The organism is Enterobacter sp. SORGH_AS_0287 (assembly GCF_031453695.1).
Lineage (GTDB): Bacteria > Pseudomonadota > Gammaproteobacteria > Enterobacterales > Enterobacteriaceae > Enterobacter > Enterobacter ludwigii.
The window spans coordinates 1,317,268-1,330,940 of the sequence record NZ_JAVIZW010000001.1 but is presented as its reverse complement, the minus strand read 5'-3'; the positions used below and the strand labels follow the sequence as shown (position 1 = coordinate 1,330,940).

The following is a 13,673-nucleotide window of genomic DNA, read 5'->3' as shown; positions in this document are numbered from 1 at the left end:
GCATCTGCGTTTAGCGATTCACCACGGCCAGGGTAAAGCCATCCCATCCTTTACTGCCCACCGTTTGTAGCGCGGTCGCCGTCAGGCGCGGGTTATCCCCGATCATCTCAATAAATCGTCTGACGCCCTGTACGCGGGCATCGTCGCTTTGCGCGTTAATCACTTCGCCGTCCCGAACCACATTATCCCCGACGATCAGCGTTCCCGGACGCGAGTAGTACAGTGCCCACTCCAGATACCCCGGATTGTTTGGCTTATCGGCATCGATAAAGATCAGGTCGAACGGCGGAATATCACCGATGTGTTCAAGAGAGTACAGCGCCGGGCCTTCAATGAGCTCAATCCGATCGCTGAGCCCCGCCAGCTGGATATTCTGCCGTGCAACGCGGGCATGGATGGGGTCCGCTTCGAGGGTGATCAACTTCCCGTCAGGTGGCAGCGCACGCGCCATCCAGATAGTGCTGTAGGCGCCCAGCGTGCCGATTTCAAGGATCCGCCGTGCCTGCGTCATGCGGACAAAAAGCGCCAGCAGCTGCCCCTGATTGGCCGCGACATCGTGTTCGGGTAAACCAGCTCGCTGGTTGTTTTCCAGCACCCGCTGGAGGATATCATCCTCGGGAATGAGTGAAGAGATCATGTAATTATCGACTGCAGACCACTGTTGTTGCATAGATTGACTCCTGAGTGGCAAACACCGGGTTGCGCTGCGATCCGGTTTTCGCCCCCTCCATGCCGGAGAGGGCCTGTGGGGTATCAGGTCACGCGTTGCTCCAGCCTCCGCCCAGTGCTCTGTACAAATCAACCTGCGCCAGCAGCAGGTTATTTTTGACCTGCACGACGCTGGTTTGTACCGAGAACAGCGTGCGCTGGGCATCCAGCACATCCAGGTACGACGAATAGCCGTTGCGATAGCGGTTTTGCGCTATGCGCAGCGTCTCTTGCGCCACATCTTGTTGGGCAAGCAGCTCCGTCAGTTGTTCCTGATAGCGCGTGATGGCATCAAGACTGTTATTGACCTCGGCAAAGGCGTTACGGACGGTTTTTTCATAACTGTAAAGCGCCTGGTTGCGCTGGGACTGCGAAATATCCACCTGTGCGTTCAGCGCCTGGCGGTTGAGCAGCGGAGCAAGAATGCTGCCGCCGACGCTCCAGAGCTGCAGCGGGTTGTCGAGTAAGCCGGAAAGCGTGCGATCCTGTATCGATCCGGTTGCGGTCAGGTTGATCGACGGCAGCAGGCTGGCGCGTGAGGCAGCCAGCGAGGCATCAGCCGCAACCAGTTGCTTTTCAGCCTGCACAATATCCGGACGGCGATTAAGCAGCGAGGAGGGCAGTTGCGAGGGCAATGCCAGGGGCGTCAGGGCCGCGAAGCTTTCACTGCGCGCGACCTCGCCCGGGTTGCTCCCCAGCAGCAGGCTCAGGGCGTTCTCCTGCTGTGCAATCTGATGCTGCAGCAGGGGAACCTGCGCCCGCGTGGAGCGCAGTTCGGAGTCGGACTGCATCAGCTCCAGGCGTGAACTGTAGCCCGTTTCAAACTGGCGTTTAGCGAGAGTGAATGCCTCTTCCCGGGACTTCAGCGTGGAGCGGGTGACGCGAAGCTGTTCATCGAGGGACAGCAGGGTGATATAGCCGGAGGCGACCGAGGATGCCACGGTAAGATCTGCCGCCGCCGCCGCGGCTTTCTGCGCGTCCAGCGAGGCTTCAGCCGCATTCGCGGTGCTGCGGTTTACGCCCCAGATATCGACATCATAGCTGGCGGTGAGGCTGCCTTTATACAGGCTGCTGTAGATCGGCAGACCGGTGGCAGCAGATTGAGTCCGCGCGCGGGTGCCCGTGACGCCAGCATCCAGCGACGGAAACAGGCTGCCGTCGGCCGCGTAGACCCGCGCCTGATACTCGTTAATCCGTTCGCGGGCAATCAGCACGTCGCTGTTGTTCTTAAGCGCCAGGTCCACATAGCGGTTCAGATTATTGTCGTGGAAATTACGCCACCAGAGCTGTTCTGCAGGGCTTGCCGGGCCTGCTGTTGCTCGCCATTGTGTGGGGATGTGCAGCGACGGCTGCGCCGGTTTCACGTCGACCGACTGGCAACCGGCCAGCACGGTCATGATCATCAGAACGGCTATCGGGCGAAGGGTCATTGCTTCGCCTCCCGCGTATCAATGGTCACCTGCACCGACATGCCCGGACGCAGAAGCTGATAGGCTTCCTGGTCACCCAATACTTCAATTCGCACCGGAATACGCTGGGCAATTTTGACAAAGTTACCCGTGGCGTTATCCGGCGTGATGGCGCTGAACTCAACGCCGGTTGCCGGAGAGATGCTCTCCACGCGGCCCTGATAGGCCTTATCATTTAATGCATCGACGGTGAATTTCACCGGCTGACCCACCCGAAGCTCCGCCAGCTGCGTCTCTTTAATATTGGCGATCACCCAGTGCTGAGGCGGCACGAGGGTGGTGAGGTGGGTTCCGGCGGTAACGTAAGCGCCCAGACGAACGGCGATCTGACCAAGCTGGCCGTCGCGAGGCGCCACAATGCGCGTGTTTTGCAGGTCAATTTGCGCCAGCTCCAGCGCCGCTTTGGCGTTTTCCACATCCGCCTCCAGCGCGCCGCGATTGACGATCACCGTTTGCAGATCCTGGCGCGACATTTCCAGCGTGGCTTTCGCCTGGTCAATGTCGGCGCTGCCCTGGGCTGCGCTTGCCAGCGCGGCGTCGCGCTCACGGATAGACAGTGAACCATCCGCCGTCAGGTCCTTTACGCGCTTCAAATCTGCCTGGGATTTCAGACTCTGGGCGCGGGCATTTTTCAGAGCCGCTTCGTTTTTGGCGATCACCGCTTCGGCGCTTTTGCGCTGTTGCAGGTTGTTGTTCAGGGCGGCAATCTTCATCGCCAGCTGCGCTTCGGCCTGATGCACCCGCTGGCGGTAGATACGGTCATCAATCTGCAGCAGCAGCTCGCCCTTTTTAACCCGGTCGAAATCCTGCACCTTCACCTCAGTGATATAGCCGTTAACCTGCGGGCTGATAAAGGTCGTCTGTCCGCGCACGTAGGCATTATCAGTAAACTGCGAGTGGCGGGTGAACGGGGGTAGCTGCCAGGCGTAGAGGATCACCAGTACGCCGACAATACCGATTGCCGCCGCGGTGAAAACCGAAACGATACGGACATTTTTACGGGTGTTGGCCTGCTCTTTAGCGGCATCCTGCTGACTCATAACATCTCCAGAGAAATCATCTTCATATTCATTACTTGTTGCCTGTTGCCTTCTTCAGGGCCATACGGGCAGTCAGTCGCAGGCGCAGCAAGCGCCATAAAATCCAGACCAGGGTGGCGGCGGCAATGCTCGCCGTCAGTAAATAAGTATCGTTATAAGCCAGAATATTTGCCTCAAGCGTTGAAACCGTTTGCAGCTGGGTGATGGCCTGGGTGCCCAGCAGCGAGCTGTCGCCAATCAGGCTCCGGTACAGCCCGGTGTAAGCCTGAATACGGTCATTCACCAGCGGGTTCAGGGTTGTGAGCTGATCGGCCAGCATGCTGGAGTGGTATTTCTCGCGCCAGGTCTGGAAGGTCCCCAGGATGGCAGAGCCGAGCAGGCCGCCGAGGTTCTGGCTCATGCCAAACATCACCGAGAAGCTCACCAGGTTGCGCGGATCGGCGATAACCCCGCCAATCGCGGCCAGCATGGCGGGCGCGAGGAAGAAGGCGCTGCCGAAGCCCAGCAGGAACTGGCTTAGCATCAGCTGGTCCGGGCGGGTCAGGTTGTTCGACTGGCTGTCCAGCAGGGAGGCAACAATCATAAGCGCCAGCGAGGTAATGATCGGCCACGCCAGTTTTGTGGGCTTGATGGTCAAACAACTGGTCACAATCCCGCAGACAATACCGGCAAAAATAGACCACGCCAGGTGGGTCATCTGCTCATTCTGCAAGCCGACATACTGCAGCCAGCCGATAACGCCGGTGTTTTGCTCCGCCAGCACGATGCGGATCAGCAGCATAATGAGCCCGAGACGCACGATGCTGCCGCTCGACAACCAGCGGGTATTCAGCAACGGGTTAGAACGGTTATGTTCAAACACGATCGCAGACACGATTAATACCAGCGCTAATGCCAGCGACCAGCCGATCCACGGCGCTTCAAACCACCAGTAAAGACGGCCTAAGGAGAGCACCGCGCAGAGCAGCGCCATCCCCGGGGCCAGTAAAAAGAAGGTGATGAAGTCTTTTTTCTCGAAGACCTTGCGCCGGTCGCCAGGAGGCAATTTCAACGCTATCACGCAGGCCAGTGAAATGAGCGCCAGCCCGAGCTCAAAGAAGTAAAGCCCGCGCCACTCGTCAAGCTGCAGCAGCTCGGTCGAAAAGAGGCGGGCGAGGGGGATGGCGAGCGATGACCCGGTAATCCCGATGGTCAGTGCCTTCAGACGGTGTTTCGCGGGCCAGGCCTGTATCTGGTAGTAAATACCGAGGGAGCTGAGCGCGGCGGCCACCATCCCGTGTGCGGCACGCACCATCAGCGCGGAGCTGAGATCGTTTACAAACAGGTGGAAAAAGGTGACCAGCACATACAGCACCAGAAAACCTTCCGTGAAGGCGCGCAAACCATACTGCTGGCGGAATTTCACCAGCAGCAGGTTGATGGAGATGTTGGTCATCACATACACCGCCGGGAGCCAGGCGATTTCTGTCGACCAGGCCCCGAAGGTCCCCTGCAGATTTTGCAGATTGGCGGTGACCACCGCATTACCCAGCGCCCCCGTCAGGCACACCAGCAGACCGACAACCCCGTAGGCAATCCGTTTTGGCGTGCTGTGTTCTGGCGTGGAGGGCGAACCCAACAGGGCGGGTTTCTCATGAGGCTGCCACTCGCGAGGAGCATAAGGGTCGCGTTCGGGCAGGCGCATAACGTCTTTTACCTTAGAAAAAATTGAATAATGAGTGGGCTAACGATTCTACGTTTGCCGCAAATGATAATTCAAGTGAATATGATTTTCGCAGGTTAATCAAATGTTGAAGAACAGGTTAAGGAAAAAGAGCGGCCCGGGAGGCCGTTGTTTTGTCGATCTGAAGTCGTTAATCTGAACCAGAGCAACTGAGGACATCACCATGGTTCAGACGCATTTTCCCCTTCTGCCGGAGTCAACCCTGGCGGCAATCAACACGGTCGGCCAGTGGCTGGCACAGGATGATTTGGGCGATACCCGCGACGTGGCGGCGGTTGACAGGGTTATTCTGGCCGGAAACGCGGTGATGCCGACCATCGACGCTGCCTGCCGTATTGCCGCTGAACACGACGTTCCGTTACTGATTAGCGGAGGGATTGGCCATTCGACCGCGTTTTTGTATGCAGCCATCGCTCAGCATCCGCGTTATCACACTGTCCCGGTAACGGGGCGAGCGGAAGCACGTATTCTGGCCGATATTGCCCGCCAGTTCTGGCAGATCCCTGATGCGCGCGTGTGGGTTGACGAACAATCAACCAACTGCGGAGAAAACGCGCGTTTTAGCTGGAACATGCTCAAACAGCATCAACAGACGTCCGGGCGCGTGCTGGTCGTGCAGGATCCGACCATGCAGCGCCGCACGATGGCAACCTTTGCCCGCGTGTGCCGTGACGAGTCTGCTTCGCCGCAGTGGGTCAGCCACCCGGGCTATACACCGGTGCTGAAAAATGGCGAAAACGGGCTGGTGTTCAGCGGGGAGAGCGCTGGCCTCTGGCCGGTAGAGCGCTATCTCTCGCTCATTTTAGGCGAGCTTCCGCGACTCTGTGATGACATGAACGGCTATGGCCCGGCCGGGCGTGATTTTATTGCACACGTTGAATTCCCCGACGAGGTGACTGCAGCGTGGGCACGGTTAAAGCAGGATCCTGTGCTTACGGATGCCCTGAACCACCGGTCGCTTCTCTGAGCAGAGGCCGTTTGCGGTATTCCCCTCTCCGCGGAGAGGGGACAGGCATTACAGCGAGGCGAATTTGTCCAGCGTGCGCACCAGCTGGGTGACGAAACCGTATTCGTTGTCATACCAGGCGACGGTTTTCACCAGTTGCAGATCGCCAGCCTCTGATACTTCGGTCTGTGTGGCGTCAAAGACAGAACCAAAGTGAGAGCCAATCACATCAGACGAAACAATCTCTTCATCGGTATAACCAAAAGATTTATTCCCCTGCGTCGCTTTTTTCAGCGCGGCGTTGATCTCCTCAACGGTGACCTTTTTACCCAGAATCGAGACCAGCTCGGTCACTGAACCGGTTTTCACCGGTACGCGCTGGGCGTGGCCTTTCAGCTTGCCGCTGAGGGCCGGAATCACCAGACCGATGGCTTTGGCCGCCCCGGTGGTGTGCGGAATGATATTCTCCGCCGCGGCGCGTGAGGCGCGAAGGTCTTTCCCGCGCGGGCCATCCACCAGCGCCTGCGTGCCGGTATAGGCGTGAATGGTTGTCATGGTGCCCACTTTTATTTCAAACGCATCGTGCAGGGCTTTTGCCAGTGGGGCGAGGCAGTTGGTGGTACAGGAAGCAACGGAAATAATCGTATCACTGGCGTCAATGGTATCGTCATTCACGTTATACACGATGGTTTTCATCTCACCGGCAGGGGCAGAGATCAGCACTTTTTTGGCACCGGCCTCGAGGTGTGCCTGTGATTTTTCTGCCGACGTGTAGAAGCCGGTGCATTCCACGACGATATCCACGCCCGCGGCTTTCCACGGGATATGTTTTGCCTCTTTTTCGGCGTACACGGCGATAGTTTTTCCGTCAACAATCAGGGCGTCTTCGGTGAAATCTACGCTCCACGGGAAGCCACCGTAGTTGGAATCATGCCTGAGCAGGTAGGCCAGCACTTTGGGAGAGGTGAGATCGTTGATGGCGACGACGGTGTTGCTGTCCTGGGTTTCAAGAAGGCGACGCAGGACAAGGCGTCCTATGCGTCCAAATCCGTTAATGCCAATTTTACTCATGGTGTACTCCTGTGAACGCGTCTTTGCGACAGTTTGAACTCATCCAGGCTTAGACCATCACGGACAGGGCGGCAATTGAAGAAGCTTCATGCGAGGGGAAGTATTTGAAAAACCATACAGAAAAATTAATGAATTTTTAAGGAAAGGGGATTATGTTGGCGCGATATCGGTTATTTATCAGGAAATCTCATGCGTACTAAATATACAAGCCTGCAAATTGCTATCCACTGGCTGGTGTTTTTGTTAATCATCGTCGCCTACTGCGCGATGGAGTTCAAAGGCTTCTTCCCACGCACCGCACGGCCGGTAATCAACATGATCCACGTTTCGTGCGGCATCTCTGTGCTGGTGTTGATGGTGACGCGTTTAGTGGTTCGCCTTAAATTCCGCGCACCGCCGATTGAACCGAAACCAAAACCGATGGTGACCGGACTGTCCCATCTTGGCCATCTGGTGGTGTATCTACTGTTCATCGCGTTGCCGCTGATTGGTATTGTCATGATGTATAACCGCGGTACTGACTGGTTAGCCTTTGGTCTGGTGATGCCGCACGCGGCAGAATCGAATTTTGATCTGGTCGACGTTCTGAAAGAGTGGCACGAGACGCTGGCCAACGTGGGGTACGTTGTGATTGGTCTGCACGCGATGGCGGCGCTGATGCATCACTATTTCTGGAAAGACAACACCCTCCTGCGCATGATGCCAAAAAAACGCAAGTAACTCATAACAACGAGCCCTGCAGCAGTCTGCAGGGCTTTTTTTTAGCGTTTTATTGCAGTTGAGCACGCTCTTCCGGGGTTAACTCCAGCGCCTGAGTGGTGCCCGTCTCTGAGGATTTCACGGCCGCTTCCAGTACCGCCATCACCGCCAGCGCCTCGACCGGATGAACCGGATTGGTGATTTTTCCGAGTAGCGCATCACGCACGTTGATGTAGTACTGACGCTGATCGCCTTTCGGCGTGGTAACGGTCTGCGGCTCACCGTTTGCACCAAAGAACACCATGCTGTCACTGTCCTCGCCCCAGGCCTCACTGCCGGGGATCACGCCCGCCAGCAGCTGCGCTTCCTGTTGGTCGATTCGGGCTTTCACCACGCTGCCTTTATCGCCGTGAACGGTAAAACGTGCCGTTCCGCCAGCCACCAGCATGCTGCAGTGCAAAATCACTTTATGTTGCGGATAATCTAAGACCACGTGTGCCCAGTCGTTAATTTCCGCGCCGTCACGCAGCGTGGCGATATTGCCCTGTACCGACTGTGGCAGTCCAAAGAGCTGCAGCGTCTGGTCAATCAGGTGCGGCCCCAGATCAAACCACAGACCGCTACCGGGCACGTTTTGCTCTCTCCAGCGCACGCGCACTTCCGGGCGGAAACGGTCAATGTGCGACTCAAGGTGTTTGACCTTGCCAAGGGTTCCTTGCTCAATAATCTGCTTAATGCCGAGGAAGTCGCTGTCCCAGCGGCGGTTATGGAAGACGGAGAGCAGCCGTTGCTTCTCTTGCGCCAGGGCAATCAGGTCGCGTGCTTCCTGCATGTCGAGCGTGAACGGTTTATCCACGACCACATGTTTGCCTGAATTCAGGGCAAGCGTTGCCAGCGGCGCGTGGGTGGCGTTAGGGGAGGCAATCACCACCAGATCGACATCGGGATGCTGAATTGCCTCTTCCGGGGTTGCCACCACCTGAACATCAGGAAGATCGCGTTTAACCTTCTCTTCATCACGAGACGAAACCACCGCCAGCTTAAGGCCGTCCACGGACTGGATCAGCGGGGCATGGAAGGTCTTGCCTACAAATCCATACCCGATCAGCGCAATGTTGATTGTCTTCTCTTTACTCATGACCTTCTCCACGTTATTTCGCGCAAACCGTAATGTGCATTGCGCCAGGGTCCCCAAGCTCAGGCCAGGGACGATCTAAAAAGAGGTGCTGGATGTTGGATAATCCGCTGACCAGATACGGTTCACAGCGGTTTAGTTTCAGATGGTCGGCGACAATCCAGCGCTCATGGCTGGCCGCGAGCATCGCCCGTTTGACCTCGGCATCGGCCTCTTTTCCGGCGCTCAGACCGAGTTCAGCATGGATAGCACAGGCTCCCAGAATGGCGATATCCGCGCGGTAGCGTGACAGCAGGGAGAGGGTGGCGCTGCCGGCAAACAGTCGCTGCTTGTGATCCCATTTTCCGCCGAGCAGGATCAGTTCGATATCGTCACGGTCGCTGAAGTGCCACGCGATATCCAGCGAGGTGGTGATGATTGTCAGCGGTCCCTTCAGGAACGAGGCGACAGCCATTACCGTGCTCCCCGCATCCAGAAACAGCGTCGAACCTGGCGGAACAGCCTGCGCCACCTGTTTACCAAGACGTTGTTTGGTTTCCGGCAGCAGTGTATTGCGCCCCTGACGATTCATGGCCGACAGATTCAGGGCAATTGCCCCGCCGTGGTTCTTTTGCGCCAGCCCCTGTTTCTCGAGATCGGTCAGATCCCGGCGGATGGTGTCCGCTGAGACCTGCAGTTTGTCCGCCAGTTCCGTAATGCTGGCCTGCCCGTGCTCACTAATGATATCAAGCACATATTTTTGTCTGGCCGTTTTGTGCATGGATCAATCCCGCAAAATGTCGCAATAAGTTGCATATTACAGCATTTTACCGCAGAGGGAAGGGTGTTGATCGACAGTGAGTATCAATGTCCGGTATTGTTCACATTGGTTATTATTAAAATGTTATTAATACGGTGTGAGTGATTCATTCCAAATGTTAACAGCAATGTTATTGTTGTGTTTTATTAAACACACTGGCGGATATAACCATTGTGATACCAATATGCAACCATTAATGTTTTAATAAAATTAATAAATAGCAATAAATTCTGTGTTTATTTATATACATAGATATTAATGTTGTATATGGCGTTATGGTTACTTAAACTGACATTTCTTTGAAAATCTTTGTGTCTGACGCATGCTGAAATTAACGCAAAAATGTGCATCCGGCGATTCTAAAATTTTACTTAAATAACAAAGACTTTATTTGTTTCATTTGAAAGCCCCTTTTTAAGGTTTTGTCCAGAAACCCCATCTTTTTTCTTATCTGTAACACCACATTAACATTGTGGGTGTAGTTGCCTATAGCGCATTTTGTTATGCTGCAAACCAGTTATAGAAATAAGTAAATTCTTATTGTCATAAGTATATGGTCGGCTCTCATCTCCAATGGAAATGGGGTTGGGGAGCGTTTGTCCAATATTTATTCGGACCCAGGTAAGATATTTGTCGAATTATTTATACCCCTTTAGGGGTAAATATTTAAGTGTCATTCAGAGTCAGGGAGATAAAAATGACTATCATGCGAAATAATATGTTGCTGAGATTTCCAGTCGCCCTGGCATTAATTTCGCTAGCCTTTAATACGGCCTCTGCGAATAGCCGCCAGGTGGGGATTGCTCCGATTGCTGCGACAACATTAAAAGAGAGTATTCTTTTTGCCATCGATCGCGATCCGTCGATTAGCCAGCAGGCCGCGCAACTGGGAATAGGTCAGGCACAAATAGATGAAGCACGCAGCGGCTGGATGCCACAAATATCGTTAAACGGTAGCACCGGCCATAGCCAGACCACCGATTCCAGCGGCTCGCTGCGCAATTCTGCGGCCTGGGGATTGAGTCTGACGCAGCTGGTATACGATTTTGGCAAGACCAACAACAGCATCGACCAGTCCACGGCGCAGCGCGATAGCTATCGTTACCAGTTGATGAGCACCTTGTCTGCGGTGGCGGAAAAAACGGCGCTCAGCTACGTAGAAGTTAAACGCTATTCCGACCTGTTACAGGCCGCCAAAGAGAACGTTCAGGCGCTCAAAAACGTTGAACAACTGGCCAAGCTCCGCGCCGACGCAGGCGTCAGCTCAACCTCTGACGAGCTTCAGACGCGCACGCGCATTGCCGGTATGCAGGCCACGGTCGAGCAGTATAACGCAGCGTTAAACAGCGCCCGCGCACGGCTTGCTGTGTTGACTGGCATGGAGGCCGAGCGCTATTCACCTGTACCGGCGAAGCTTGCCGTTGAGCAAGACTCGCTTAATCGCATTGATTACTCGTCCATTCCCGCGGTCATGGCCGCGCAGAATATGGAGCGTTCAGCTCAGTATGGCGTGGCAACGGCAAAGTCTCAGCACTGGCCGACGTTAAGCCTGAAAGGAGGCCGCACCCGCTACGAGTCCGACAACCGTTCTTACTGGGATGACCAGATTCAGCTCAATATTGACGCACCGCTATACCAGGGGGGGGCCGTTTCAGCCCGCGTTCGCCAGGCCGAAGGGGCAAGGGCCATGGCATCGTCTCAGGTTGACCAGGCGCGGTTCGATGTCCTGCAAAAAGCCTCTGTCGCGCAGGCTGACTGGACCGGCGCGCAGGGGAGAATGCAGGCGGGGAAGCTGCAGCTGGAAAGCGCGTTACGCGCCCGGGATGTTTACAGAAATGAATATACCCTGAGCAAGCGGAGCATTAACGATTTGCTCAGCGTTGAACAGGATGTCTGGCAAGCCACCTCAGCCAAAATAATGGCTGAATATGATGGCTGGAGTTCGGCGATTAATTACGCATCTGCCGTTGATAATTTGATGCCGCTGATCGGCATAGAGAAAAACGCTGCCGCAAAATTACCTGATTTGAGTTAAAAAACACGCGTCTTTTTGTGCGAAATAAGTAAGAAAATAATGGGTGCTTTTTCCCAGGGATAGCTACATCCATTTGGTGGACATATCCACAGGAATCCGGACACCTGCAAGGAGAGGAAAATGAGTAACGTAAAAATTGTTGATGTCATCATTCGCAAAACGGCCGAGAAAACGAAATTAACCGGTGAGGGTAATTTGTCGGTTTCTATTTCTTCGCCGAGTGTGATTGAAATTCAGGGTTCTGCTCAGGATGTTGTGCGTTATGTTCGCCAGGGTAAAGACCTGCTTATTTATATGAAAGACGGCAGCGTTATTCGCTGCAATAACTATTTTGTTGAAGATCCACAGACCCATAATCAATCAGAACTGGTCTTCAACGATCAGCAGGAACTGACGCATATTTCTTTTGCCGATGCCGGGGAAGCGTCTGGCGTTGCTGTTACCGAGTTAACCGCGCAGGCTACGCCGGTTGCCAGCATTGAGCCTTTCCTTGAGCAGGGAAGCGTTCTCAATGACGCGCCATGGGGATGGATTGCAGGCGCTGCGTTGGGCGGCGGTGCCATTGGCGCACTGCTGGCGCACGGGGGTGACGGCGAAACCAAAACCAAAGTCATCGACAACACCAAAGATGTTGAAAGCGCGACGCCGACCTTTTTGCTGACGGACAACGCGGGTGATAAGCAGGGTGTGCTGAGTGGAAAAGCGATCACGGACGACAACACCCCAACCTTTAGCGGTACCGGGCAGCCGGGCGCGACCATTCAGGTTAAAGACAGCAGCGGAAGCACCATTGCCAGCACCATGGTCGGGAAAGAGGGTACCTGGACCGTAAAACTCCCGACTCAGGCTGACGGCGAACATACCTGGTCTGTCGTGCAAATCGACGGGAGCAAAACGACGCAGGCGGGCAGCATTACCGTCACAATTTCTACCGCTGACGCCAGCATCACGCTGGGGACAACGGCCGGTGACAACGTGATCAATGCCAGCGAACACTCCGCTGGCTTTACGCTGTCCGGCACCAGCAAAAATCTGGCGCAGGGAACCGGGCTTACCGTCACGCTGAACGGCAAAACCTACACGGCGGAAGTGGGGGCCGGCGGCGCATGGAGTGTGAACGTGCCTGCCGCGGATGCACAGGCGCTGGGTGACGGCACCTGGACGGTGAACGTCAGCGGTAAAGACGCCGCGGGCAATACCGTGAGCGGCAGCCAGACGATAGGTGTGGATACCAACGCGCCAGCGCTTTCTGTTGATACGATTGCGCAGGACAACATCATCAACGCGGCTGAGCACAACCAGGCGCTGACGCTCACCGGTAAAACCGATGCGGAAGCCGGCCAGATTGTGACGGTAACGCTCAACGGGAAAAATCATACCGCCACGGTGGGGAGCAACGGCACGTGGTCCGTTACGCTTCCCGCCAGCGAGGTGCAATCGCTGGCGAATGGCGACCATACGCTAACGGTGAACGTCAGCGATAAAGCGGGGAACGGATCTTCCACGACCGTCGATTTCACCGTGGATACCGCCGCCCCGGTCGTGACGATTAACACCGTTGCTGACGACAATATCCTCAATACCAGCGAGCAGGGTCAGGCGCAGATTATTTCCGGTACGGCGAGCGGCGCCGCAGCAGGGGATGTCGTGAGCGTAACCGTTGGCGGTCAGACCTTCACCGGTGTGGTGCAGGCGGACGGCAGCTGGAGCGTGGGTGTGCCTGCGTCTGTGGTGGGCTTGCTGGGAGAAGGCAACCACAACATTACGGTTTCCGTTACCGATGCCGCGGGCAATACCGGCAGCGCCACACACGGCATTACGCTGAGCGGTAACCCACCGGAATTTACCGTTCATGCCATCAGCCAGGATAACGTTCTCAATGCTCAGGAGGCTATGCAGCCGCTGAGCCTGACCGGCACCAGCACGCTGCCAGACGGCAGCGCCATCACCGTGACGCTGAACAACGTCAATTATCAAACCGTTGTCGAGAACGGGAGCTGGTCAGTTCAGGTACCGGTTTCCGACGTCCTGCAACTGGCGAACACGCT

Annotated in this window: 10 protein-coding genes and 1 pseudogene; 4 read left to right on the top strand and 7 right to left on the bottom strand. The window is 55.7% G+C overall.

Features of this window, described 5'->3' with window-relative positions; genetic code table 11:
- Positions 1–10: 10 nt before the first annotated feature.
- The 4 genes from QE396_RS06250 to QE396_RS06235 form a co-directional block, all read right to left on the bottom strand.
- Positions 11–670: an O-methyltransferase gene (locus QE396_RS06250; RefSeq protein ID WP_020884214.1), complete on the bottom strand. Its 660-nt coding sequence runs from the start codon at positions 668–670 to the stop codon at positions 11–13.
- Between the two features lie 88 nt (positions 671–758).
- Positions 759–2,138: an efflux transporter outer membrane subunit gene (locus QE396_RS06245; RefSeq protein ID WP_032678114.1), complete on the bottom strand. Its 1,380-nt coding sequence runs from the start codon at positions 2,136–2,138 to the stop codon at positions 759–761.
- A complete protein-coding gene (locus QE396_RS06240) occupies positions 2,135–3,217 on the bottom strand; it encodes an HlyD family secretion protein (RefSeq protein ID WP_014169974.1) in 1,083 nt (360 codons plus the stop codon). The genes QE396_RS06245 and QE396_RS06240 overlap by 4 nt, the downstream gene beginning before the upstream one ends.
- Positions 3,218–3,248: 31 nt before the next feature.
- Entirely contained in the window at positions 3,249–4,901 is a 1,653-nt protein-coding gene (locus tag QE396_RS06235) for an MFS transporter (RefSeq protein ID WP_014169975.1), read from the bottom strand.
- A gap of 202 nt (positions 4,902–5,103) precedes the next feature.
- Here QE396_RS06235 and QE396_RS06230 point away from each other — a divergent pair, with 202 nt between their 5' ends.
- Complete coding sequence (locus QE396_RS06230) at positions 5,104–5,907, top strand: YdcF family protein (RefSeq protein WP_047366265.1); 804 nt, start codon at positions 5,104–5,106, stop codon at positions 5,905–5,907.
- Positions 5,908–5,955: 48 nt separating this feature from the next.
- Here the strand turns inward: QE396_RS06230 and gap are convergent, their stop codons facing one another.
- Positions 5,956–6,957, bottom strand: coding sequence for a type I glyceraldehyde-3-phosphate dehydrogenase (gene gap / locus QE396_RS06225; RefSeq protein ID WP_020884211.1), 1,002 nt, complete (start codon positions 6,955–6,957; stop codon positions 5,956–5,958).
- A 189-nt stretch (positions 6,958–7,146) separates the two neighbouring features.
- Between gap and cybB the strand changes: the two genes are divergently transcribed.
- Positions 7,147–7,677: a cytochrome b561 gene (cybB, locus tag QE396_RS06220; RefSeq protein WP_032678116.1), complete on the top strand. Its 531-nt coding sequence runs from the start codon at positions 7,147–7,149 to the stop codon at positions 7,675–7,677.
- 49 nt (positions 7,678–7,726) lie between these two features.
- Here cybB and QE396_RS06215 read toward each other — a convergent pair whose 3' ends face one another.
- Positions 7,727–8,794, bottom strand: coding sequence for an oxidoreductase (locus QE396_RS06215; RefSeq protein WP_020884209.1), 1,068 nt, complete (start codon positions 8,792–8,794; stop codon positions 7,727–7,729).
- A 13-nt stretch (positions 8,795–8,807) separates the two neighbouring features.
- A complete protein-coding gene (locus QE396_RS06210) occupies positions 8,808–9,551 on the bottom strand; it encodes a DeoR/GlpR family DNA-binding transcription regulator (protein ID WP_020884208.1) in 744 nt (247 codons plus the stop codon).
- Positions 9,552–10,287: 736 nt separating this feature from the next.
- Between QE396_RS06210 and QE396_RS06205 the strand changes: the two genes are divergently transcribed.
- Complete coding sequence (locus QE396_RS06205; RefSeq protein WP_020884207.1) at positions 10,288–11,625, top strand: TolC family outer membrane protein; 1,338 nt, start codon at positions 10,288–10,290, stop codon at positions 11,623–11,625.
- A 195-nt stretch (positions 11,626–11,820) separates the two neighbouring features.
- Positions 11,821–13,656 (top strand): annotated as a pseudogene (locus QE396_RS23495) (Ig-like domain-containing protein); the annotation flags it as partial.
- Positions 13,657–13,673 lie beyond the last annotated feature (17 nt).